The following is a 21,577-nucleotide window of genomic DNA, read 5'->3' as shown; positions in this document are numbered from 1 at the left end:
GCCGTACCCAGAGGCGGGCGGGCTCAGGCGGGGAAGACCCGTACGTGGTCGCCGGCGACGCGCACCCGCACCTCGTCTCCCGGCGTGAGCTCGGCCGCGGCCCGTGAGGGCAGGTCGGCGAAGAGCGTGACGGGCATGCCGTCGATGCCCACCTGGACGTACACGCGGGTGGTGGCGCCGAGGAAGACGGTGACGTCGACCGTGCCCCGCGCGCCGGAGCCGTCGCGGGTGAGGCAGACGTCCTCGGGGCGGAACATCACCAGGACGCGCTCCGCCGGTGCGGCCACGTCGAAGGCGCCGCCCGCGCGCACCCGGCCGTCCGCCGCCGTCAGCTCCAGCGTGTTGCGGTTGCCGACGAACCCGGCGGTGAAGCGGGTCGAGGGCGCGGTGTAGATCTCGGCGGGCGGGGCGCACTGCTCGATGTCGCCGGCGTTCATGACCGCGACCCGGTCGGAGATGGCGAGGGCCTCGGCCTGGTCGTGGGTGACGAAGACGGTGGTGATGCCGACCTGGTGCTGGATGCGGCGGACCTCGTCGCGCAGCCGGGTGCGGACCTGGGCGTCGAGCGCGGACAGCGGTTCGTCCAGGAGCAGCACCTCGGGGCCGGGGGAGAGGGCGCGGGCGAGCGCGACCCGCTGCTGCTGGCCGCCGGAGAGCTGGTTCGGCAGCCGGTCGCCGAGATGGTCGAGGCCGACGAGCGCGAGCATCTCGTCCGTGCGCGCCTCGATCTCGGCCTTCGGCTTCTTGCGCACGGTCAGCGGGAAGGCGACGTTGCCGCGCACGGTGAGGTTGGGGAAGAGCGCGTAGGACTGGAAGACCATCCCGATGGGCCGCTTCCGCACGGGAACGCCGGACATGTCGGCGCCGCCGATGGTCAGCCTGCCGCTGTCGAAGGCGGTCAGCCCGGCGATGCAGCGCAGGAGTGTGGTCTTGCCGCAGCCGGACGGGCCGAGCAGGGCCAGCATCTCGCCCTGCTCGACGGTGACGGTGACGCCGTTGAGCGCGTGGTGCCCGCCGTAGCGTTTGGTGATGCGGTCGAGGACGACGTGGCTCATGTGATGGTGTTCCCTCCCATGCTCGCGCTGACCCGGCCGCGGCCGAGCCAGACGACCAGCGCGGACAGCGCGAACAACAGGCCGAAGGTGAAGATGGTGACGACGGCGAGCGCGTTCGGGTCGCCCAGCGTGCGCGAGACGAACTGGCGGGCCGACCACAGCGGCAGCGTCTCGTAGCCCACGCCGACGAGGATCTTGGCCAGCGCGAACTCGTTCATGGCGGTCGCGATGACCAGCAGCGCCCCGGCCACGACCCCGCCCCTGATGGCCGGGACGATGACCTTGACCAGCGTCTGCAGCGGGCTCGCCCCGCACGTCGCCGCGGCCTCGCTGAGCCGTACGGCTCCCGCCGCCAGCAACGAGCTTTCCACGGCCCGGTACATGAACGGGAAGGCGATCGCCGCGGTCGAGGCGGCCAGCAGCCAGAACGTGCCGAACAGCTGGGGCGCGACCGACTTGGTGACGAGCTGGATGCCCGCGCCGACGACCACCCAGGGGATCGCGAACGGGATGACGGCGATCGTCTGGATCACCGAGCCGATGCGCGGGTTGTGCACCACCGACCAGTAGGCGGCGGGCACGACCAGCACGATCTCGATGACCACGACCACGGCCGACAGCAGGAGCGAGCGGCCGAGCGCGGCGGCCACGTCCGGCTGGGCGAAGACCCCGGCCCAGTGGGCGAGGGTGTAGCCGTCGGGCAGCGCGGTGTGGGTCCACCGGGTGGCGACGGAGTAGAGCAGCGCGGCCAGCAGCGGCAGGCCGAAGTAGCAGGCCAGCAGGCCGAGGAGGACGCGCCTGGTCACAACCACCTCGCGGCGCGTTTGAGGCACTGCCGGTAGAGCACGGTGGCGCCCACGGCCAGGATCATGAGCAGCACCGACAGGACGGCGGCGCGGCCGAGGCCGAAGACGGAGGTTTCCAGCGTGGTGCCGATCTGCAGGGTGATGAGCTTCTGGGAGCCGGGTGAGGCGGCCACCGCGTAGGCGACGGCGTACACCCCGATCGTCCAGGTGAAGACGAGCAGCCAGCCGGCCACGACGAACGGCGCGAGCACCGGGATGCCGACGTGCCGCCAGAACTGCCACCGGGTGGCCTTGCAGACGGCGGCGGCCTCCTGCCAGTCCTCCTTGAGCACGCTCAGCGCCGGCAGGGTGAGCAGGACGAACATCGGCACGTTGAAGTACAGGTAGACGATGTTCATGCCGCTGAAGGAGCCGGTGGAGGGGAACGGGTTGTCCTCGACGCCGAGCAGCGCCCGCAGGACGAGGGTGAGCATGCCGGTGGAGCCGATGAGCGCGACGAAGCCGAAGGCCAGGCCGATGCCGGCGAAGTTGGCGGCCACGTTCATGAGCGAGAGCCAGAAGGCGCGGCCGCCGAGCCGCATGCGGGTGATGAGCCAGGCGGCCGGGGCGCCGATGGCGGTGGCCAGCGTGGCCTGGACGAAGCCGAGCGCGAGCGAGCCGGCGACGGCCTGGCGGTCCACGGGGTTGGCGATCACCTTGGTGATGTGGCCGAGGCCGTAGGTGCCGTCGGGCAGCGCGAAGGTGTCGTGGACCAGCCGCAGGGCGGGCAGCACGAGCGTGGCGAAGGTGAAGGCCAGCAGCGGCAGCGCCGGTCCCCACCGGGTGAGGAGCCTGCGCGCCGCCCCCTCGATGTGGAAGGTCACGCGAGTACCTTCGCCTCCCAGTCGGCGACGATGGTCTCCACATTGATCTTCGTGATCTCGATCTCCTTCACCGGGGCGTAGGCGCCGTCGGGCAGCCAGTTGGCCTTCGCCTCGGCCGGGACCTGGAGGTCGCCGTTCAGGGCGCGGATGGGGCGGGCGCCGAACTTGGCGAACAGGAGCTGGGCCTCGTCGGAGAGCACGTACTCGAGGAAGCCCTTGAGGAAGTCGCCCTTCCCGGCGTTGTACTTGTTGATCATCAGGCCGGAGGGCGACCAGACGGAGCCGTCGCCGGGGATGATCACCTCGACGTTGACGTTCTTCTCCTTCAGCGCGGCCTTCTGCGCCAGGCCGTTGAAGTCGTAGTTGACCTGGATCGGGGCCTCGCCCTTCTCCAGGGTCTCCTCGCTCATCTTGACGTCGCTGAGGTTGCCGGCGTCCTTGAGCTTCTTGAAGTAGGCGTAGGCGGGGGCCAGGTCGTCCACGGAGCCGCCGTTGGCCACCGCCGCGGCCACGACCATGGCCTGGCCGGTGCCGGAGGAGGCCGGGTTCTTGGTGGCGATCATGCCCTTGTACTCGGGCTTGAGCAGGTCGGCCCAGGTCTTGGGCGGGTTCTTCACCTTGTCGGTGTTGACCACGAAGGCGGGCGCGCCGACGAAGGTGGCCACCCAGCCGCCCTTGCCCTTCTGCCAGTCCTTGAGCTTGCTCGCGCTCGGCGGCAGGTAGGCGGGGACCACGCCCTTGGCCTCGGCGACCGGCCCCCACATCAGGCCGATGTCGCTGGCCGTGGCGATGGGGTTCTCCTTCTCGGCGTCGAAGCGGACGATCTCCTCCGAGGAGGACATGTCCGTGTCCTTGTGGGCACAGGTGCCGTTGTGCTTGGCACAGAACGTCTTGACGACCTCGCCGTAGTTGGCCCAGTCGGGGGCCAGGCCGTACGTGGGCAGGTCCTTGCCCTGTTCGGCGATCTTGCCGGGGTCCGGTGCGGCGGCCCAGTCGTAGGTGCCCGCGCCGGAGGCGCCGCATGCCGTGAGCGCGAACAGGGAGGCAGCCATAAGCCCGATACGAATTTTCATCACTTATCTACCCTTCTAGGGGATTTCGCACCGAATGCTGGCTTATGTCGGATATCGGGGAGGCTGCGGGAAGGTGAATTCGGGGTGAACTCCCGGGGCGCCCTCGAAAGGGGGCCGCATTCGGCATGTCTAGTCCACGGGTACGGCCTGGCCAATGTTGATTTGTCTATGGCGGCCATAGGCGGGGGGATATAGCCGCTGTCTATCGGGGGCATCAGAGTTATCCCTCTTGTCCGGAACATCCCTGTCAGTGAGGCTTTGCCGTACTGGACGTTGAGAGGAAAGGAACCCCATGGCGACGATCCCGAGTCGCTACCTGCTCAATCACATCGGCGGCGAATGGCGTGCCCCCGAGAGCGGGCAGACCCGGCCCAACATCAACCCGGGCGACCTCTCCGACCACATCGGGGACTTCGCCGAGTCCGGCGGCGCCGACGTCGAGCTGGCCGTCGAGGCGGCCGCCGCGGCCCTGCCGGCGTGGAAGGCGCTCGGGCCCGTCAAGCGGGCCGAGCACCTGCGGGCCGCCGAGCGCCTCATCGAGGAGCGTGCCGAGGACTTCGCCCAGGCGATCACCCGCGAGCAGGGCAAACTGCTCAAGGAGGCGCGCGGCGAGGTCAGCCGCTCCCTCGCCATCCTGGACTTCACCGCGGGGGAGGGGCGCCGGCTCAAGGGGGAGACACTGCCGGCCGAGGAGCCGCGGACGTTCGCCTACACCTTCCGCGCGCCCATCGGCGTCGTCGGGCTGGTCACGCCGTGGAACTTCCCGCTGGCCATCCCGATGTGGAAGGTGGCGCCCGCGCTGCTGGCCGGGTGCGGCGCGGTGCTGAAGCCCTCGCCGCTCACGCCGCTCACCGCCGCGCTGCTGGTGGAGGCGTTCGCGGACGCCGGGGTTCCGGCCGGGGTGCTCAATCTCGTGCAGGGCGACATCGCCGCGGGTCAGGCGCTGGTCGCACATCCCGGCGTGGCCGGCATCAGCTTCACCGGCTCGCTGCCCGTGGGCCGGGCCATCCACACCGCGGGCGCGCCCCGCCTGCTGCGCACGCAGCTCGAGCTCGGCGGCAAGAACGCCGTCCTGGTGCTGGCCGACGCCGACCTCGGCAAGGCGGCCAAGGCCGCCGCCTTCGGCGCGTTCGGCCAGTCCGGGCAGCGCTGCAGCGCCACCTCCCGGGTCGTGGTGGACAAGGTCGTCAAGGAGCCCTTCCTGGACAAGCTGCTCGCCGAGGTCGCCGCCCTCAAGGTGGGGTACGGCCTGGCCGAGGACGCCACGATCGGGCCGGTCGTCAACGAGACCCGCATGACCGCCTGCCTGGACGCGATCGCCGCCGCCCAGGAGAGCGGCGCCAAGGTCGCCATCGGCGGCGCCCGCCACACCGACGGCGTGCCCGAGGGCTACTACGTCCAGCCGACCGTCCTGCGCGACGTCCCCTGGGACAGCGAGATCGCCCAGGAGGAGATCTTCGGCCCCGTGCTGTCGGTGATCGACTGCGACGGCTTCGACGAGGCCATGCGCATCTCCAACTCCGTCAAGTACGGCATGAGCGGCACGATCTTCACGCAGAACCCGGCGCACATCTTCGAGGCGCTCGACCGCTTCGAGGCCGGCATGCTGCACGTCAACCGGCCGGGCGTGGGCGCCTACGCGCACCTGCCGCACATGGGCACCAAACTCTCGCAGTTCGGCCCGCCCGAGTGCTCGCCGCAGGTCTGGGACTTCTACACCGAGTGGCGGTCGGCGTGCGTAAGTTACTGACCGCCGCCGAGGCCGTCTCCCGCTTCGTACGGCCCGGCGCCGTCGTCGGCATGGGCGGCCAGAACATCAACCGCTGCCCCATGGCGCTGGTCCACGAGGTGATCCGGCAGGAGATCGGCGGGCTCACCGTGGTCGGCTGCAACCTGTCGCTGCCCCTGGACATGCTGGTGGCCGCCGGGCTGGTGACCAGGACCGAGCAGGGCACGGGCAACCTGGAACGTTACGGGACCCTGTTCGCCTGGCGGCGGGCCGTGGAGCGGGGCGAGGTCTCCGTGGGGGACCACTCGCACCTGGCCATGGCGACCCGGTTCGCGGCGGGGGCGCTGGGCCTGCCGTACCTGCCGACGCGCAGTTTGCTGGGTACCTCGCTGCTCGCCGATCTGGTGAGGGACGGGGTGGCGGTGGAGTCGGCCGATCCGTTCGGGGGCGGGCCGGTGGTGTTGCTGAAGGCGATGACGCCGGATGTGGCGTTGATTCACGCGAATCGGGCTGATGTTTCGGGAAATATCGTGATTGAGGGGGTTACCTCGCATGAGGTGGACATGGTGAGGGCTGCCCGGTTCACCGTCGTCTCGGCCGAGCAGGTGCTGCCCGCCGGCGCCTTCGCCGATCGGCCCGAGCAGGTGACGATCCCCGAGGCGTACGTCACCGCCGTGGTCGAGCAGCCCTTCGGCGCCTTCCCCACCTCGGTCTACCGCGCCTACGACTTCGCCGAGCCGGAGATCAAGGACTACCAGGCGCTGGGCCGTACCGGGGACGAGGAGGTGCGCTCCTGGATCGCGGCCAGCCTCGGCGCCGGATTCGACGACTACCTCGAGCACCGCGACCCGTCCGGCGCGCTGCGCGACGGCCTCGTGGAGCAGATGCGGAGGCTGGTGTGAGCGAGGCTCTGCCACGCGAGTTGCTCGTGATCGAGGGGGCTCGGCAGATCCGTGACGGCGACCTGGTCATCGTGGGCACCGGGCTGCCGCTGCTGGCCGCCACCTTGGCCCAGCGCACCCACGCGCCCGAGGCCAAGCTGGTCATCGAGTCGGGGGTGGTCTTCCCCAAGGTCGTGCCGACCCCGGTCTCGGTCGTCGACCCGCGGCTGATGCGCAGCGCGGCCCGGCACGGCTCGTTGTTCGAGGCCCTGGGCGGGCTGGTGCAGCGGGGGCTGGTCCACACCGGCTTCCTCGGCGGGGCCCAGGTCGACGAGTTCGCCAACATCAACTCGACGTGGGTGCCCCGGCCGGACGGCTCGCGGGTACGGCTGCCGGGCAGCGGCGGGGCCAACGACATCGCCAGCCACTGCCGTCAGGTCGTCATCCTGACCGACCACGAGAAGCGGCGCTTCCCCGCCCGCTGCGACTACGTCACCAGCCCCGGCTTCCTCGGCGGCCCCGGGGAGCGGGCCAAGGCCGGGCTCGGCCCCTTGCGGGTCAAGGTCGTCACCGATCTGTGCGTGATGGAGGCCGAGGACTCCGCCCTGACCGTCACCGCCCTGATGCCGGGGGCGACGACGCAGGCCGTACTGGACAACACCGGCTTCACCCCGAAATTCCATGACCCGCTGGACACCGTCGTCCCACCGGACCCCGAAGAGATCCGGCTCCTTCGCGAGGAGATCGACCCGGCGTGTGTGTACTTCCCGGAGAGGAAACCCCTTTGACCGACAAGAAGCCTTTCGCCTGGGAGACGGCGATCGCCTGGAAGAACAAGGACCGCATCGTCGTGCGCGGCTACGACGTCAACGAGCTGACCGGCACGATCTCCTTCGCCGAGCACTTCCACCTCGTGCTGAAGGGTGAACTGCCCACGCCCGAGGTCGGCAGGATGACCGACGCGATCATGGTGAACATGGCCGAGCACGCGATGTCCCCGTCCTCGGCCACGGTCCGCTTCGCCACCAGCGGCGGCGCCGAGCTCAACGCCGCGGTCGCCGCGGGCGTGGCCGGCATCGGCCGCCTGCACGGCACCGCCGACCGCCCGGCCGAGCTGTTCCTGTCGGTGGCTCGCCGCGCGGACGAGGAAGGGCTGGCCGACGCCGAGGCCGCCCGCCGGGTCGTCGCCGAGATGCGCGCGGTCAAGGAGCGCATGCCCGGCTTCCACCACGCCCAGCACATCCGCGACCCGCGCACCGTCCGGCTGATGGAACTGTCGGACAAGCTCGGCATCACCGGCCGGCACGTCACGATCGCCCGCGCGATGGAGGACGCCACCGAGGCGGTTTTCGGCCGCCGGATCTGGATCAACGGCCCCGGCGCGATGGGCTGCATCGGCCTCGACATGGGCTACGAGCCGCTGCAGCTCAAGGCGTTGTTCATCGTCTGCCGGTCGCTGTCGCTGTGCGCGCACTCGATCGAGGAGACGGCCAGGGAGAAGGGCTGGCGCGCCTCGTCGAACTCGCCCATGGTGCAGCCGCTCGACCTTTCCATGCAGGGACCGGACCACTACGACGGACCGGCCGACCGCACGCTCTCCTGACCGGACGCATACCTTCGGGACGGGCGGGATTCCCGTGACCAGTGGTGTCCGTTTGCGGACAAAGGGCATTCTGGTCCTCCCGATTGGCGATAACGTGATCGCTTTCGGGGTCGGGGGGCTTCGTGCTCAGCCCTGGAGGCACACGCATGGCGATCAAGGTTCCCGCGTCCGCGGTGATCTCGGTGATGCTGGCGTTGGCGTACGGCTCGGCCGGCGGATGCGCGCACACCGACGCCCCGGCCGGCCGCACGGCCGAGTCCGCCGCCGTGTCGTACCGCCCCGCCATCACCGTGCCCGCCCTGATGGGCCGCCAGGTCGCCGCCGCCCAGCGGGAGGTGCACCGGCTGGGCCTCAAGCTGGTCCCGAAGGGCATCTCGCCGCTGTCGGTCTGCAAGCTCGACGAGGTCTGCCGCATCTTCTCGGTACGGCCGGCCGCGGGCACCAAGCTCCCCTGGGGCTCGCCGGTCGAGGTCGGCTTCCTGACCACCGCCGAGTCCCGGTTCTACGCCGCCCACCCGAGGATGCCGCGGGTCGTCGGCAGGAGCGGCGCCTGGGCAGCGGTCACGTTCGCGCCGGTCATGGGCCTGGTGGACGTGAGCACGCAGCCGGGTTCCGGCATGGCCCCCGGCACCGACCGGGTGCTGTTCCAGTCGCCGGACCCCGGCGCACCGCTGGAGATCGGCCAGCCGGTCAAGCTGATCGTGGGGGAGAACTGGGGCGGCCGGCCCTGCGGAGTGCGATGGTGGTGCAGATGAACGCCGATGCGGTGATCAGGCGGGCGAGCACAGGGGCTGCGGCGGCTGGAGCTCACGGTGAGGTGCCACAACCGGCGCGCGGGCGGACGAGTACTACACGGGGCTCCTGCTGGAGCCGTAGAGGTGGACCAGCTTGCCGCGATAGTCCACGTCGCGCAGGTGGCGGTGGCCGATGCGCTCGGCGACCGCGATCGAGCGGGTGTTGCCGGGCAGGATCAGCGAGACGACCTCCTCGGCCCCTAGTTCGGCGAAACAGTAGGCGAGCGCGGCGGCGGCCGCCTCGGTGGCATAGCCCTTGCCCCAGTGCGGGCGGGCCAGGCACCAGCCGACCCCCAGGCCGGGGAAACCGTGTGGCTGCCAGGGCCCGGCACGGCCGACGAAGCTGCCGGTGCTCTTCTCCACCAGCGCCCAGTGTGAGTATCCGCGGATCTCGCGGTGGCCGATGAAGGTCGCCAGGCTGCGCCACGCGTCCGAGGGGGTGGTGCCGGCGCTCTCGACGAGGCCCTCGGCCACCACGGGGTCGGTGAGCATCGCGGCATAGTCCTCGAAGTCGGATCCGGCCAGCGGGCGCAAGATCAGCCGTTCTGTTTCCATGATCCCAGTATTGACAGGCGGCCGGAGCGGAGGCAGCGTGTTCCGTATGCGGAACAACACCCGGTTCGCGGACATCCTCTCCTTCGACATCGATCGGGTGGCCGCGGCCGCCGGGTCCGACCCCGACGTGCTGCGCATGGAGAACCTCGACACCGACGTGCCGCCGCCGCCCAACGCCGTGGCCGCGACCCGGCAGGCGCTGGCCGACGGGCAGGGCAACAGCTGGCTGCCCTTCACCGGCCTGCCCGTCCTGCGCGAGGCCATCGCCGCCGACCTGCGCGAGCGCACCGGGACCGGCTACAACCCCGGCCGCCAGATCTGCGTCACCTCCGGCGGCACCGCCGCCGTCATGCCCGTCCTTCAGGCCGTCACCGAGCCCGGCCAGCAGGTGGTCCTCACCGACCCCACCTACGCCGGCCTCCTCCAGCGCGTACGGCTGGCCTCCGCGCGACCGCACCTGGTGCCGCTCCACGTGGACGGCGGCCTGTGGCGCCTGGACCGCGAGGCGCTGGCCGGGATCCGGGAGGCCGCCGCCTTCCTGCTGATGAGCCCGTCGATGCCGTCGGGCGTCGTCTTCGCCGAGGAGGACTGGGCGGCCGTCGCCGAGGCGTGCGAGCGCCTGGACGCCTACCTGATCTACGACGCCGCCATGGAGCGCATCGTCTTCGACGGCCACCCGCGCGTCAACCCGTGCCGGGTCGCCAACCTGGCGGAACGCACCGTCATCATCGGCTCGGTGTCGAAGGAGTACCGGATGATCGGCTGGCGGATCGGCTGGGTGGCCGGCCCGGCCGACATCATGGCCCGCATCATGGTGGCCGTCACCTACAACACCACCGTCTCCAGCGGCTTCTCCCAGCTCGGCGCGGCCGTCGCGCTCGCCGAGCCCAGCGGGGTGGCGGAGGCGGTCGCCGAGTACCAGGCCCGGCACGAGACCGTGGCCCGGCAGCTCCAGGGGCTGCCGCTGGTCAGGGCGGCGGGCGGCTGGTCGTGCCTGGTGGACGCCGGGAAACTCGGCATCCCGGCCAGGGAACTGTCCGAACGCCTCCTGACCCGTGGGCGCATCGCCGCCACCCCGATGACCGCGTGGGGCGGAGAGGTGGCCCATCGCTACGTCCGCCTGGTGTTCAGCAACGAGCCGGTCAAGCGCCTGGCCGAGCTACGCGACCGGTTCGACGCGGCCCTCTGACCGGCCTCGGCCGCAGCCGACCCGGCCGGCTTCGGCCACGGCCACGGCCTTGGGCGGCTCAGCCGCGGCGGGGCAGCAGGACGGTTTTGCCGGTGACCGTGCGGGCCTCCATGGCCGCGTGCGCCTCGGCCGCCCGATCGAGAGGCAGCCGCTGCCCGATGACCGGCCGCAGCCGACCGGCCGCCGCCTCCTCCAGCGCCCGCCCGGCCAGCGCGCGCAGGTCTGTCGAGGGGAAGGGAACGGCGGTGACCCGCGGGCCGGGCGTGGTCATGGGGCCGCCGGCCATGCCGTGGGCGCTGAACCGCCCGCCGTCGCGCAGCAGCGCCTGCGCCGCGGCCCCGATCTCGCCGCCCACGCCGTCGAAGACGACGTCCAGTCCATCGGGTACGGCGGCGCGCACTCGCTCCGGCCAGCCCGGATCGGTGTAGTCCACGGTCAGCTCCGCGCCCAGCTCCTCGGCCAGGGCCCGCTTGCCCGGGCTGCTCGCGGCCGCGATCACCCGGGCCCCGGCCGCGACGGCCAGCTGCACCAGGAGGCTGCCCACCCCGCCGCCGGCCGCCTCGACCAGCACCCACTCCCCGGCCCGCGGCGCGGCGGCGCCGGACAACCCCATCGCGGTCCTGCCGTCGGCCAGCAGCGCCACCGCCTCCGCGTCCGGCAGCGCGTCCGGAACCGGGATGAGCTGCTCGGCCGGCGCGACCGCGAACTCGGCGTACCCGCCCAGCCCGCCCAGCGTCGTCACCACGCGGCGCCCGGCCAGGTCGCCGGTGCGCGCCACCCCGGCCACGCCGTTGCCCAGGATCGCGGGCAGTTCGACGCGCCGTGGCCCGCGGCCGGCCCGCACCTGCGTCTCCACGAACGTGACCCCGGCGGCCGCCACCTCGACCAGCACCTCGCCGGGTCCCGGCACCGGGTCGGGCACCTCCTGCTCGACCAGGCGCTCCGGCCCGCCGTACGCACTCAGGACGATCGCCTTCATCGCACACCCCCCCTTATCGGAGCGCGATGCTCCGAATGAGGAATCTATATCGGAGCGGAGCGCTCCGCAAGCCGCTATCCTGGTGAGCCATGAGAGGCAGGCAGGCTGAAGCCCGGCGCAACGACCTCAAACTTCTCGAAGCAGCCCAGGAGGTCTTCACCACCCAGGGCTTCGACGCGCCAGTCTCGGCCATCGCCAAACGGGCCGGCGTGGGCATGGGCAGCCTCTACCGGCGCTACCGGACCAAGGAAGAGCTGCTCCAGCGCCTGGCCGTGATCTCCATGGAACGCGCCGCCGAGGCCGCCGAGGAGGGGCTGCGCGAGCCCGATCCCTGGCTCGGACTGGCCGGTTACATCCGGGCCTGCGTCGGGTTCGGCAGCGGCTCGCTCGCACCCGTCGCCGGCACGATCGAGGTCACCGAGGAGATGTGGCAGGTCTCCGACCGGGCCGGGACGGTCATCGGCGCCCTGATCGGCCGCGCCCAGGAGGCGGGCGCGCTGCGCGCCGACATCACCGACCTGGACATAGCCCTGCTCATCGAGCGCTTCGCCCGGCCCGTCGCCGGTGACACGCACCTGCGCGAGCGCCTGCTGACCGTCGTCCTCGACGGACTGCGCGGCCCCGGGGTCACGCCGCTGCCCGGACCGCCTCCGGATCGTGAATGGTATGAATCCCGGTGGGGTGAACGGCTACCGTAAGGCACGTGTCGGCTACCAGTTTCGACGGCCTCTTCCGCACCCTCGGCCCCGGCGCCAGCGCCCAGGCCGCGGGACTCGCCCGCGGCTACGGCGGCCCGCCCGCGCGCTCGATCGCCGCTAAGGCCGGCCTCGACCGGCTCCGCTGCGCCTCCCTGCTCAAACCCCTCTACGCCTGGGCGGCCGCCGCCCACATCGACGACACCGAACGCTGGCGACGCCACGCCGAGCCCGCCGTGGTCGTCTCCTCCAATGCCGACACGCTCAACCTCTGGTTGTCGGTCGGCCCCCGGGTCCTGCTCGACACGATCGCCCGCCAGACCGGCGTGCGCTGGGCGCTGCCCAACACCGACCTGTCCCGCTTCGGCTCCGTCGAGGTCGCCGCCGACGAGGTGGCCGCCGCCTACGCCGCGCTCGCCCAGGCGGCCCTCGCGGGCGAGCCCGTCGCCGCCGTCGTCCTGGGCTGGATGCGCGAGGTCGCCGCCGGGCAGACCTTCGGCGCCCGCGACGTGCTGGGCGCGCAGGACGCGCCGGTCAAGTGCGGCTGGTACGGCGCGGCCGACGAGACCTGCCTGCGCACGCATGCCGTCGCCGTGCTGCCCGGACCCGGGATGCGGGTAACGGTGGTGGCGGCCCTGACGGCCCAGCCGTACCTCGACGAGAGGGAGCGGGAGATCTACCAGGCCAGGGTGGCGGAGGGGCTGGCCGTGGAGGCCGAGCACGAGAAGGCCGGCGGTGCGCTGCTGCGCGGCCTGATGGCCGCCACCCTCGCCGAACTCGGCGACCGCGACCCCTCCTAGAAGCCTCCCAGAGGTCGAGGACCAACCCGCCGCGGGCCACGGAGATCTTGCCGCCGAAGCCCTCGCCGGCGGCGTTCAGGGCGGGCTCGTCGGTGTGGCCGGGCCACAGGTGGGTCAGGATCAGGTGGCCGGCTCCGGCTTCGGCGGCGGTCGCCCCCGCCTGGCGCGCGCTCGACAGGTAGGGCGCGTCCTCGTCCGGGACCACCTCGGGATAGGTGGCCTCGGCCAGGTAGACGTCGGCCTCGCGGGCCAGGTCGGCCAGTTCCGGGCTGGGGCCGGTGTCGCCGGTGTAGGCGATCGTGACGCCGTCCGCGCTCAGGCGCAGGCCCGCGTTGGGCACGTGGTGGGGCAGGCGGAAGACGCGCAGGGTGAACGGGCCGAGCTCGGTGTCGGCCGTCTCCTTCAGCTGGAAGCTGCCGGCCAGCATGCTCGCCTTGTCCAGCGCCAGCACCGCGTCGAGCGCGCCCGCCGGGGCGAACACCGGCAGCGCGGCCGGCGGGCGGTCGCCCAGGGCGCGGGCGCGCAGCAGGGGGTTGAGGTCGGCGCAGTGATCGGGATGGCCGTGGCTGACCAGCACGGCGTCGATCCGCTCGGCGGGGACGAGATCCAGGAGCCGGGGCATCGTGGCGTAGCCGGGATCGACGAGCACCCGGAATCCATCGTGTTCGATGAGGTAGCCGCTGCACGCCTCACCCGCGGCGGGCCAGGCGCCGCATCCCCCCAAGACCGTCATACGCATCCGGCCATGATCCCACGTGCGGGCACAAGGGTGCCCACACGTGGATAAATCGTGAATTGGCTGGAATTTCTACGACAGATCGTCGAATTCGCCGTCCTTCATACCGAGCCGGAACGCTTCCCACTCAGTTTCTGTGAAGAACAGCCTGGGGCCGTCGGGATCCTTCGAATCGCGCAGGACGAAGAGCCGGTCCTGGTCGGCTTTGTGCGTGGCGGTGTCCCCGGTTGCGGCGAGGACGGCCACTTCAACGCAATCCCCGCCGTTACTACCGCTTCGGCGGGACTTGCGCCACTGGAGATCGCTCATATCTCCTCCTCTACCTTCGAGAGCAAATGTAGGCTCGTGTGAACGGGAAGGGCGAGTGACCGGATGACGTCATACCTCCGTACGATCGATTCGACATCGGGGGGCCGGTCGGATACGTACCCCTCCCCGGCCGATTCCACGTAGACGAGATCGGGCTCGCCGGGGATTTTCGCGATGACGAACGCGCCCGTGAGCCCGGCGATCGCCGGCGACTCCTTGGGCACCACCTGGACACTCACATTGGGCAGGTCGGCGCTCTCCAGCAGGGCCCGGACCTGGCCGCGCATGGTCTCCGGGGAGCCCACCGGCCGGTGCAGCACCCACTCGTCCAGCACCGCCCAGTACATCGGCGGATCGGGCCGGTGGAGTATCGCCTTCCTGGTCATGCGGGCCGCGGCCGCCTCCTCGGCCTGTTCTGCGGTGGCCGCCGGTTCGCGGAGGAGCACCTGCCTGGCGTACTCCTCGGTCTGCAGCAGGCCCGGCACCAGCAGCGGCTGCCAGGTCTGCAGAGTGCGCGCGCCCTGCTCGATCTCCAGCCACGGGCGGAACCAGGCCGGGTAGGCCGCCTGCCGTACCAGCGGCCAGAGCCGGACGAGCTCACCCCTGGTGTCGAGCACCTGGTCGGCGCGCTCGGCGAAATCGCGCGAGGGTGTGCGCTTGGCCAGTTCGATCGCGCACACCAGCGACAACGAGTAATTCAGCCGTTCCGCGAGCTGTTCTTGGGATAGACCCACACGAACGCGATGTTCGCGAAGTTCCGCGCCAAAAAAGGCAAGTGGGCTCGAACCCGGGTCGAGCTCGCGGGCAGACGGCATCGGGCGCTCCAAGGGGGTTCTACACGGTTCTACAAACCGTGACGGGAGCCATACAGTCTCGTTCTTCCTTGTACCTAGGGTAGTCACGTGAGTGCACTCTGGTATCAAGAACCATTCAACACAAAGGACAAGAGGTACCTATGTGCGCTGTCCATACAGAACGGTCGGAGGATGAACAGCTCAAGCAACTGGGCTGGGTCCAGGACGGGCTCGCGGCATCGGGGGTCCGGGCACTCCTCGTCCGGCGGTTGAGACTCACGCTCGCGCAGAATCGCTACCACCCACCGGAGACCGCCGGGCCCGTGCTCGTCGCCGGGCCCGTCACCGTCAGCGTCGAAGGCGGATACGTCGTGCGCTGCGGTGACACGCTCGCCGTCCTCGTGGAGGTCGACGAGACCGTCGCCTACGTCAACGACCTGATCACCGCGGCCGGCTCCGGGGGCTCGGCGGAACCGGGAAACTCGTCGAGGGCGAGCCAGCCCTAATACTACAGCTTGATTTTGTGATTCTTAAGCCAGCGTCGCCAGTAGTGGCTGCTGCGGGCGCGGGTCTGGTGTTCACGGCGGTGGGCGGACCAGGCGAGGGCGAAGCTGAGGGCGGGGCTGAGGGCGGGGCTGAGGGCGGGGCTGAACGGTCGGGTCACAGCTCCCAGGAGACGACGGATCTCTGCTGGGGTGAGGCGGACCAGACCGTGTGGGCTTTTGGGGCGTGAGCCGCGGTGACGGCGAGGAAGGCATGGGCGAGCATCGCCAGGGTGACATGCCGATGCCAGGCGTCGAACCGTCGGACCTGGTACTGGTCCAGGCCGACTTCGTTCTTCGCGGCCTGGAAGCATTCCTCGATCGCCCAGCGGGCTCCAGCCACTCGAATGAGCTCGTCCATCGTGGTGCCGATCGGGCCGTGACACAGGTAGTAGGCGATCTCCAGCTCGCCCTTGGCGTTGGCCGTCAGGGATCGGCGGGCCGGCAACCACCGCCGATAGCCGGGCTCGACTTCGAAGTGCACCGTGGCCGGCGCCCAGTCATACAACCGGTGTCCCTTCGCGCCGTCCCCGCACGACAGGCGCTTCCACGCCTCGGCCGGGGCGGCAGCGACCTGGGTGTCGGCGCGCAGGTCTGCCCGGACACCGCACGCGACGAACTGGTTCTTGGGGACAGCCACCACGTAGTTGACGCGGCGCTGTTCCAGGAACGTGCGGAACTTCGAATCCATCCCGTACGCCTCGTCCGCCGTAGCCCAGGACGCCGGGAGCCCCGCGTCCAGGGTACGGGCCGGCATCTGCCGGGCCAGGACCGGTTTGGTGGCGAACTCGACCTCGTCGGGGACGCCCGCCTCGCGGCAGCGGGCCCGGTCCTCGATCCACGACTTGGGCAGGTACAGCTCGGCGTCGATCAGCGCCCGGCCCAACGGGCAGGCATAGGCGAGGAACATCCCGAGCCGGCAGTTCTCCGTGCGGCCCGCGGTGCCGGAGTACTGCCGCTGCACGCCGGCCGACTTGGTGCCCTTCTTGAGGAACCCAGTCTCATCCACGATCAGCACACCATCGCGGTGCCCGAGACCCTCCACCACATAGGTGCGCAGGTCATCACGTACTCCGCGGGCGTCCCCGTGGGCGCTGCCCAGCAGTCGCTGCATCCGATCCGGCTGCATGCACCCGAGGTGATGGTCTCGGCTTCACCCGCCGGATTGACGGCCGCGCCGAACACTCTGCCGTCCCGACCCGCGGCAGATCACCCGGGCGCGGACGATCGCCGGCGCTCATTGGGCCCCCCGAATCCTTGATGGCGATCATCGGAAAAGACGTGCTTCACGTCGCCGCCTCGGGCGGAGATCCTCGATGAGCCCCCGAGCGAGGAGACACGTCCATGCCCCGATGGAGAACGCTGACCGCCGCGGTGGCCGCCGCCGTCGTGATCCCGGCGCCCGCCGCCCTGGCCGACCCCGGCTCCACCGAGAACAAGGTGTTCAACACCTCCGACGCCCCCCTCGGCGTGCTCGCCGTGCCCGCCGTACCCGAAGGCGTCAGCACCGACAAGGTGCTGGTCGTCGGGATGGACGGCCTGCGGCACGACCGCATCGCCCCCGCCGACGCGCCGAACCTCGACAACCTCATCGCCACCGGCACCTTCGGCCCCAGCCTGCTCTACACCAATCCGATGGCCGCCACCTCCAGCGGTCCCGGCTGGTCCACGATCGCCACCGGCGTGTGGCCCGACTTACACGGGGTGAAGGACAACTCCTTCGCCGGCAAGCGCTACGACCTCTACCCCGACTTCCTCACCCGGCTCGAGAACCTCGACAGCCGCTACTCCACCTTCGCCGCCCTCGACTGGAAGCCCCTGGCCGACCAGGGCACCTTCGGTCCCGGGATCGACTCCCGCGTGATCCTGGACGGCGACGCCAACGGTTACCCGGCCGAGGACGCGCGCATCGCCACCGCGGCCGAGACCGTCCTGCGCGAGCAGAACCCCGACGCCGCCTTCGTCTACTTCGGCAACACCGACATCGTCGCCCACAACAGCGGCGCCGCCAGCGCGGCCTACCTGCGCGCGATCGCCACCCAGGACGGCTACCTCGGCCGACTCCTGGCCGCCATCAGGGCGCGGCCCTCCTATCCCGGCGAACGCTGGACGATCGTCGTCACCACCGACCACGGCCACACCGACGCGGGCGGGCACGGCGGCTCGGGCATCGAGGAACGCCGCACGTTCGTGCTGGCCGCGGGCCCCGGCATCGCCGCGGGCGCCCGGCCCCAGGACACCCGGCTCGTGGACGTGGCGGCCGCCGCGTTCACCGCGCTGGGCCTGGCCGTACCCGCGGGGCTGGACGGCCGGCGCGTCGACGTGCGCAGCGGCGACCCGTTCGACGGCGCCGCCCTGACGGGGCGGGCCGACGAGACCGGCATCCCGGCGGGCGTCCTCGGCTTCAGCCACACCATGCCGGCCGGGTGGGCGCTGGACACCTCCCGGATGCCGAGCGGCGGCGTGCAGGAGTGGCGCGGATGGTCGCTGACCACCGACGAGTTCTGGTCGCGGGCGCAGCGGGACCAGTGGCGCGAGCTCAACGTGCGCAGCCGGGGCGCGTTCGCGGTGGCCGACTCCGACGAATGGGACGACAAGTCGCACGGCTCCGGGACCTACGACTCGACGCTGACCACCCCGGCCTACCCCGTCGCGGGCCGCAGCTCGGTCCGCCTCGGCTACGCCACCCACTACCGGCCGGAGGGGTCGCAGAAGGCGCAGGTGCTGGTCTCCTTCGACGGCGGAGCGGACGTGCTGGTCAAGAACTACACGGCCGAGACCGTGGCCAAGGTGGAGAGCCTGGTCGTGGGCGTGCCGGCCGGGGCGTCGTCGATGCGGGTGAAGTTCCGCTACTTCGACGCGGCCAACAACTGGTATTGGGCGATCGATCAGGTCTCGGTCTCGTAATCCTCCTCCACGACCAGGCCGAGCAGTCCTGGGAACCTCTCGTCGAACTCGGGGCGCCGCAGCCGGTTGAGCCGGCGGGCGCCCTCGTCGCGTTGTTCGAGCAGGCCGACGTTGCGCAGCACCGAGAAGTGGTGGCTGAGCGTGGACTTGGCGACCGGCAGATGGCTGAAGGTGCCGCACGGCCGGGTCCAGTCGGGCACCGCGGCCAGCTCGCGCACGATGCGGCGGCGGATGGGGTCGGCCAGCGCCTCCAGGGCAGCCTGCAGGGACACCTCGACCGGCGAGACGTGGGTGAGATTCCTCGTTCTGTTCGACGGCGATCGAACACTGGTGTACTGTTCCATCACAGTCGAACACTCTACCCCGGAAGGAGCGCCGCCATGGACGGACGCATCGGCGTCTGGCACCCGCACCTGGGCCGCGGCCCGGCCGAGCTCTCCCGCCAGGCCGCGGTGACGCTGCAATCGCTCGGCTACGGCACCCTCTGGGTCAACGAGGGCCCCGGCTCCCGCGAGCCGCTGGCCGCCGCCGCCATCCTGCTGGCCGCGACCCGGCACATCGCGATCGGCACCGGCATCGCCAGCATCTGGGCCAGAGACGCCACGGCCATGGCCGCCGGCGCCGCCACCCTGGGCGAGGCGTTCGAGGGCCGCTTCATCCTGGGTCTGGGCGTCAGCCACGGCGTCCTGGTGGAAAACCGCGGCCACACCTACGCCAAGCCCGTCTCCGCCATGCGCGCCTACCTGGACCAGATGGACCAGACGGTGACCGACGTACCCGCCCCGAGCCACCCGGCGCCCCGGCTCCTGGCCGCCCTGCGCCCCAAGATGCTGGAGCTCTCCCGCGACCGGGCAGGGGGCGCCCACTCCTACTTCGTCCCCCCGGAGCACACGGCCGGCGCCCGCGCCATCCTCGGCCCCGACCGCCTGCTGGTCCCTGAGCAGGCCGTGGTCATCGAGCCCGACCCGGCCAAGGCCCGCGCGATCGCCCGCGCCCACATGCACCACTACCTGCGCCTGCCCAACTACGTCAACAACCTGAAGGACCTGGGCTACACCGACGACGACCTGGCCGGCGACGGCAGCGACCGCCTGGTGGACGCGATCGTGGCCTGGGGCACGGAGGAGGCGGTGGTGACCCGCATCCGCGCCCACTGGGACGCCGGCGCCGACCACGTGGCCCTCCAGCCCCTGTCCCCGGACGCCCCCGACCTGGCCGACGCCCTGACCCAGCTCAAACGCCTGGCCCCGGCCTTGGGGTTGTGAGGCGGGCCTACGGGTTGGGGGGTACGGCCGGGCCGTGTGCTGCAGGGGCGATGGGTGGTCAGCGTTTCATGGAGCCGTCGGCGATGGCGTCGGCCGCGTCTCCGATGGCCATGCCGACGATTTCCAGGCGCCGCACCAGCTCCCGTTCCTTGAGCGCCACCGCGGTCACCTCGCCGGAGAAGATCCGGGAGATCTCGTACTGGTACATCCGCCTGATCGCCCCGCCGGCCTTCTTGGCCTCCAGGGCGTCGTGGGCCACGGCGGAGGGCTGGGCGGCGAGGTCACGCACGGCGTCCTCGAGCGCGTCGATGCCGACGATGACCTGGTCCAGCATGGGAGAGAAGCGGATCTGGTCCGGCACCCGGTAGAGGTGCGACTCCCGGACGAAGTCGCGCAGGGAGTCGAGCACGTCGTCGATCGAACGGGACAACCGGAACAGATCCTCCCGGTCGATCGGCGTCACCAGCGCGGTCCGCAACTCTTCGACCAGCCGCCGCCGCTCGTCGTCACCCAGGTGCTCGATCGAGCGCATCTGCTCGTGCGCACCCGTCCTGCCCACCTCGCCCCCGATCATCGCCATGGCCAGCCAGGCGCCTTCCTTGGTGGCTTCGAGCTGGCCGAGCAGCGCGTCGGTCAGGGCGCTGTCCATGCGCCCGGTCATCAGGTCACGGATCCGCCGCAGCCGCTTCATCACCGTCCACCCTCCTCGCTCCCATCTTCCGCCCACCCCACCCGGCAACCCCCTCCACCCGCTCCACCCGGCAACCGCCTCAACCCGACCTCTGTCCGGCAACCCGCTCCACCCGGCAACCGCCTCAACCCGCCCCCTTTCCGGCAAGCCCCTCCACCCGCCTCGCCTGCCAACCGCCTCCAGCGTCTTACCTGGCAACGCCTTATATCCGCGCGCCCGGGGCGACGCCCGCCGCCCCGGGCAACCCTCTCCGCCCGCTGCGCCCGGCCACACCCGCCGCCTCCGGTGGCCGCGTGCAAGGAGGGTCACGAGACGGCCGCCTTGACGATCCAGGCGGTCAGGGCGGCCAGGAGGGCGCTGGCCGGGAGGGTGAGGAGCCAGGCTGTCGCGATCTTGACGGCCGCGTACCAGCGGACCCGGCCGCCGCCCTGGGTGACGCCGGCGCCGATCAACGCCCCGGCCACCGCCTGGGTCATGCTCACCGGCATCCCGGCCGCCGCGCTGGCCAGGACCGCGCCCCCGGCGGCGAACTCGGCGGCCACGCCGTGCAGCGGGCGGGAGACGATGATCTCGCGAGACAGGAGGCGGCCGGCTTTGGGCAGGCCGTACATGGCGCCCAGGCCGAACAGGACGGCGGTCAGCGTGGTCGTGCCCGGGCCGGGGGCGGTGCCGAGGGCGATGATGAAGACGGCGAGCGCCTTCTGGCCGTCGTTGGCCGCGTAGGCCACGCACTGGACGAGGAAGCCGGCCCGATGCCAGCGGGGCAGCCCGCCGGTCTGGGCCAGTCGCTGGAGGAGCGGGGTGACCAGCCAGGCGGCCACGCCTCCGGCCACGGGTGCCAGGATGCCGAAGAGCAGGACCAGCAGGACCGATCCGGCCGAGACCGGCAGGCCCCAGCCGAGGCCGGCGCCGGTCAGGCCGCCGACGACGGCCAGGGTGAGGCTGGTGGGCAGGCCGCGTGCGCTCAGCGCGAGGACGACGGCGAGCGAGCAGATGACGGCGACGGTCGTCGCGTTCCGGCCGCCTGGGGCGTTGAAGGTGGCCAGGCGGGTGACGAAGGTGAGGGCCACCTGATGGGTCAGCAGGGGGATCAGGGCCAGCATCGCGACCAGGGTCAGGATGCCGACGGCCGGCCGTACCGTGGGGAGTTTCAGGCCGGTGGCCAGCAGCGCGCCGCCGTCGTTCAGGCCGGAGACGATCGCGAACAGGCCCGCGACCAGCCCGAGGATGACGACGTCCAGTGGCATGCGCTCCATCTCATTCCTGGCGCGTTTCGGCGGGCAAGCGCGAATCGCTTATGAGCCTCATAGG

23 protein-coding genes and 2 pseudogenes are annotated in these 21,577 nt (G+C 71.3%); 11 read left to right on the top strand and 14 right to left on the bottom strand.

Annotated features, from left to right (window positions below):
* Positions 1-23: 23 nt before the first annotated feature.
* From FVE25_RS39655 to FVE25_RS39640, 4 genes are read right to left on the bottom strand one after another with little or no spacing between them, the layout of a single operon-like run.
* Positions 24-1,055 (bottom strand): ABC transporter ATP-binding protein, encoded by a 1,032-nt coding sequence (locus tag FVE25_RS39655; protein ID WP_157252650.1) that lies wholly within the window; start codon positions 1,053-1,055, stop codon positions 24-26.
* On the bottom strand, positions 1,052-1,861 hold the full coding sequence (locus tag FVE25_RS39650) for an ABC transporter permease (RefSeq protein ID WP_157252649.1): 810 nt from the start codon (positions 1,859-1,861) through the stop codon (positions 1,052-1,054). Before FVE25_RS39650 ends, FVE25_RS39655 begins: the two co-directional genes overlap by 4 nt.
* Positions 1,858-2,724, bottom strand: a complete 867-nt coding sequence (locus tag FVE25_RS39645) for an ABC transporter permease subunit (protein WP_157252648.1) — start codon at positions 2,722-2,724, stop codon at positions 1,858-1,860. Before FVE25_RS39645 ends, FVE25_RS39650 begins: the two co-directional genes overlap by 4 nt.
* On the bottom strand, positions 2,721-3,776 hold the full coding sequence (locus FVE25_RS39640; RefSeq protein ID WP_157252647.1) for an extracellular solute-binding protein: 1,056 nt from the start codon (positions 3,774-3,776) through the stop codon (positions 2,721-2,723). Before FVE25_RS39640 ends, FVE25_RS39645 begins: the two co-directional genes overlap by 4 nt.
* Positions 3,777-4,089: 313 nt before the next feature.
* Here FVE25_RS39640 and FVE25_RS39635 point away from each other — a divergent pair, with 313 nt between their 5' ends.
* The 5 genes from FVE25_RS39635 (at position 4,090) to FVE25_RS39615 (ending at position 8,765) form a co-directional block, all read left to right on the top strand.
* Positions 4,090-5,547 carry an aldehyde dehydrogenase family protein gene (locus tag FVE25_RS39635; RefSeq protein ID WP_157252646.1) on the top strand — a complete coding sequence of 486 codons (1,458 nt, stop codon included), beginning with the start codon at positions 4,090-4,092 and terminating at the stop codon, positions 5,545-5,547.
* On the top strand, positions 5,532-6,428 hold the full coding sequence (locus FVE25_RS39630; RefSeq protein WP_219825845.1) for a CoA transferase subunit A: 897 nt from the start codon (positions 5,532-5,534) through the stop codon (positions 6,426-6,428). The genes FVE25_RS39635 and FVE25_RS39630 overlap by 16 nt, the downstream gene beginning before the upstream one ends.
* Positions 6,425-7,195: a CoA-transferase subunit beta gene (locus FVE25_RS39625; protein WP_157252644.1), complete on the top strand. Its 771-nt coding sequence runs from the start codon at positions 6,425-6,427 to the stop codon at positions 7,193-7,195. Before FVE25_RS39630 ends, FVE25_RS39625 begins: the two co-directional genes overlap by 4 nt.
* A complete protein-coding gene (locus tag FVE25_RS39620; RefSeq protein ID WP_157252643.1) occupies positions 7,192-8,010 on the top strand; it encodes a citrate/2-methylcitrate synthase in 819 nt (272 codons plus the stop codon). Before FVE25_RS39625 ends, FVE25_RS39620 begins: the two co-directional genes overlap by 4 nt.
* Before the next feature lie 146 nt (positions 8,011-8,156).
* On the top strand, positions 8,157-8,765 hold the full coding sequence (locus tag FVE25_RS39615) for a PASTA domain-containing protein (protein ID WP_157252642.1): 609 nt from the start codon (positions 8,157-8,159) through the stop codon (positions 8,763-8,765).
* 93 nt (positions 8,766-8,858) lie between these two features.
* Here the strand turns inward: FVE25_RS39615 and FVE25_RS39610 are convergent, their stop codons facing one another.
* Entirely contained in the window at positions 8,859-9,359 is a 501-nt protein-coding gene (locus FVE25_RS39610) for a GNAT family N-acetyltransferase (protein WP_157252641.1), read from the bottom strand.
* 46 nt (positions 9,360-9,405) lie between these two features.
* On the opposite strand from FVE25_RS39610, the gene FVE25_RS39605 reads away from it, so the two are divergent.
* Positions 9,406-10,548, top strand: coding sequence for a pyridoxal phosphate-dependent aminotransferase (locus tag FVE25_RS39605; protein WP_157252640.1), 1,143 nt, complete (start codon positions 9,406-9,408; stop codon positions 10,546-10,548).
* A gap of 58 nt (positions 10,549-10,606) precedes the next feature.
* Here the strand turns inward: FVE25_RS39605 and FVE25_RS39600 are convergent, their stop codons facing one another.
* Positions 10,607-11,527 carry a zinc-binding dehydrogenase gene (locus FVE25_RS39600; RefSeq protein ID WP_157252639.1) on the bottom strand — a complete coding sequence of 307 codons (921 nt, stop codon included), beginning with the start codon at positions 11,525-11,527 and terminating at the stop codon, positions 10,607-10,609.
* Positions 11,528-11,616: 89 nt separating this feature from the next.
* Between FVE25_RS39600 and FVE25_RS39595 the strand changes: the two genes are divergently transcribed.
* Positions 11,617-12,225, top strand: a complete 609-nt coding sequence (locus tag FVE25_RS39595; protein ID WP_157252638.1) for a TetR/AcrR family transcriptional regulator — start codon at positions 11,617-11,619, stop codon at positions 12,223-12,225.
* 5 nt (positions 12,226-12,230) lie between these two features.
* Entirely contained in the window at positions 12,231-13,022 is a 792-nt protein-coding gene (locus FVE25_RS55645; RefSeq protein ID WP_246268151.1) for a hypothetical protein, read from the top strand.
* Positions 13,023-13,191: 169 nt separating this feature from the next.
* Here FVE25_RS55645 and FVE25_RS55640 read toward each other — a convergent pair.
* From FVE25_RS55640 to FVE25_RS39580, 3 genes and pseudogenes are all read right to left on the bottom strand, one after another.
* A pseudogene (locus FVE25_RS55640) lies at positions 13,192-13,755 on the bottom strand (MBL fold metallo-hydrolase); the annotation flags it as partial.
* Between the two features lie 75 nt (positions 13,756-13,830).
* Complete coding sequence (locus FVE25_RS39585) at positions 13,831-14,067, bottom strand: DUF397 domain-containing protein (protein ID WP_157252636.1); 237 nt, start codon at positions 14,065-14,067, stop codon at positions 13,831-13,833.
* Positions 14,064-14,882, bottom strand: a complete 819-nt coding sequence (locus FVE25_RS39580; RefSeq protein WP_157252635.1) for a helix-turn-helix domain-containing protein — start codon at positions 14,880-14,882, stop codon at positions 14,064-14,066. Before FVE25_RS39580 ends, FVE25_RS39585 begins: the two co-directional genes overlap by 4 nt.
* A 248-nt stretch (positions 14,883-15,130) precedes the next feature.
* Here FVE25_RS39580 and FVE25_RS39575 point away from each other — a divergent pair, with 248 nt between their 5' ends.
* Complete coding sequence (locus FVE25_RS39575) at positions 15,131-15,367, top strand: hypothetical protein (RefSeq protein WP_157252634.1); 237 nt, start codon at positions 15,131-15,133, stop codon at positions 15,365-15,367.
* A 2-nt stretch (positions 15,368-15,369) separates the two neighbouring features.
* Here the strand turns inward: FVE25_RS39575 and FVE25_RS39570 are convergent, their stop codons facing one another.
* Positions 15,370-15,525: a hypothetical protein gene (locus FVE25_RS39570; RefSeq protein ID WP_157252633.1), complete on the bottom strand. Its 156-nt coding sequence runs from the start codon at positions 15,523-15,525 to the stop codon at positions 15,370-15,372.
* Positions 15,522-16,538 (bottom strand): annotated as a pseudogene (locus tag FVE25_RS39565) (IS701 family transposase); the annotation flags it as partial. The pseudogene FVE25_RS39565 and the gene FVE25_RS39570, both read right to left, overlap by 4 nt.
* A 209-nt stretch (positions 16,539-16,747) precedes the next feature.
* Here FVE25_RS39565 and FVE25_RS39560 point away from each other — a divergent pair.
* Entirely contained in the window at positions 16,748-18,310 is a 1,563-nt protein-coding gene (locus FVE25_RS39560) for an alkaline phosphatase family protein (protein ID WP_157252631.1), read from the top strand.
* On the opposite strand, the gene FVE25_RS39555 is transcribed toward FVE25_RS39560, so the two are convergent.
* A complete protein-coding gene (locus tag FVE25_RS39555) occupies positions 18,292-18,654 on the bottom strand; it encodes an ArsR/SmtB family transcription factor (RefSeq protein WP_157252800.1) in 363 nt (120 codons plus the stop codon). The genes FVE25_RS39560 and FVE25_RS39555 overlap by 19 nt on opposite strands.
* Before the next feature lie 36 nt (positions 18,655-18,690).
* Between FVE25_RS39555 and FVE25_RS39550 the strand changes: the two genes are divergently transcribed.
* Positions 18,691-19,575 (top strand): TIGR03620 family F420-dependent LLM class oxidoreductase, encoded by an 885-nt coding sequence (locus FVE25_RS39550; RefSeq protein ID WP_157252630.1) that lies wholly within the window; start codon positions 18,691-18,693, stop codon positions 19,573-19,575.
* A gap of 58 nt (positions 19,576-19,633) precedes the next feature.
* Here the strand turns inward: FVE25_RS39550 and FVE25_RS39545 are convergent, their stop codons facing one another.
* Together FVE25_RS39545 and FVE25_RS39540 are read right to left on the bottom strand one after the other, a co-directional pair.
* Positions 19,634-20,266 carry a DUF47 domain-containing protein gene (locus FVE25_RS39545; protein ID WP_157252629.1) on the bottom strand — a complete coding sequence of 211 codons (633 nt, stop codon included), beginning with the start codon at positions 20,264-20,266 and terminating at the stop codon, positions 19,634-19,636.
* 305 nt (positions 20,267-20,571) lie between these two features.
* Complete coding sequence (locus FVE25_RS39540) at positions 20,572-21,513, bottom strand: inorganic phosphate transporter (RefSeq protein WP_246268150.1); 942 nt, start codon at positions 21,511-21,513, stop codon at positions 20,572-20,574.
* Positions 21,514-21,577: the final 64 nt, after the last annotated feature.

The sequence above is a fragment of the Nonomuraea typhae genome, from assembly GCF_009760925.1.
GTDB lineage: Bacteria > Actinomycetota > Actinomycetes > Streptosporangiales > Streptosporangiaceae > Nonomuraea > Nonomuraea typhae.
The sequence above is the reverse complement of the archived record's forward strand: the minus strand, read 5'-3'. Positions and strand labels throughout refer to the sequence as shown.

Excerpts from the sequence above, each read along its gene's own strand:
- FVE25_RS39615 (WP_157252642.1), top strand. The coding sequence starts at position 8,157 with ATGGCGATCAAGGTTCCCGCGTCCGCGGTGATCTCGGTGATGCTGGCG.
- FVE25_RS39560 (WP_157252631.1), top strand. The coding sequence starts at position 16,748 with ATGCCCCGATGGAGAACGCTGACCGCCGCGGTGGCCGCCGCCGTCGTG.
- FVE25_RS39555 (WP_157252800.1), bottom strand. The coding sequence starts at position 18,654 with ATGGAACAGTACACCAGTGTTCGATCGCCGTCGAACAGAACGAGGAAT.
- FVE25_RS39550 (WP_157252630.1), top strand. The coding sequence starts at position 18,691 with ATGGACGGACGCATCGGCGTCTGGCACCCGCACCTGGGCCGCGGCCCG.
- FVE25_RS39605 (WP_157252640.1), top strand. The coding sequence starts at position 9,406 with ATGCGGAACAACACCCGGTTCGCGGACATCCTCTCCTTCGACATCGAT.
- FVE25_RS39655 (WP_157252650.1), bottom strand. The coding sequence starts at position 1,055 with ATGAGCCACGTCGTCCTCGACCGCATCACCAAACGCTACGGCGGGCAC.
- FVE25_RS39600 (WP_157252639.1), bottom strand. The coding sequence starts at position 11,527 with ATGAAGGCGATCGTCCTGAGTGCGTACGGCGGGCCGGAGCGCCTGGTC.
- FVE25_RS39540 (WP_246268150.1), bottom strand. The coding sequence starts at position 21,513 with ATGCCACTGGACGTCGTCATCCTCGGGCTGGTCGCGGGCCTGTTCGCG.
- FVE25_RS39595 (WP_157252638.1), top strand. The coding sequence starts at position 11,617 with ATGAGAGGCAGGCAGGCTGAAGCCCGGCGCAACGACCTCAAACTTCTC.
- FVE25_RS39635 (WP_157252646.1), top strand. The coding sequence starts at position 4,090 with ATGGCGACGATCCCGAGTCGCTACCTGCTCAATCACATCGGCGGCGAA.
- FVE25_RS39580 (WP_157252635.1), bottom strand. The coding sequence starts at position 14,882 with ATGCCGTCTGCCCGCGAGCTCGACCCGGGTTCGAGCCCACTTGCCTTT.
- FVE25_RS39640 (WP_157252647.1), bottom strand. The coding sequence starts at position 3,776 with ATGGCTGCCTCCCTGTTCGCGCTCACGGCATGCGGCGCCTCCGGCGCG.
- FVE25_RS39545 (WP_157252629.1), bottom strand. The coding sequence starts at position 20,266 with ATGAAGCGGCTGCGGCGGATCCGTGACCTGATGACCGGGCGCATGGAC.
- FVE25_RS39585 (WP_157252636.1), bottom strand. The coding sequence starts at position 14,067 with ATGAGCGATCTCCAGTGGCGCAAGTCCCGCCGAAGCGGTAGTAACGGC.
- FVE25_RS39610 (WP_157252641.1), bottom strand. The coding sequence starts at position 9,359 with ATGGAAACAGAACGGCTGATCTTGCGCCCGCTGGCCGGATCCGACTTC.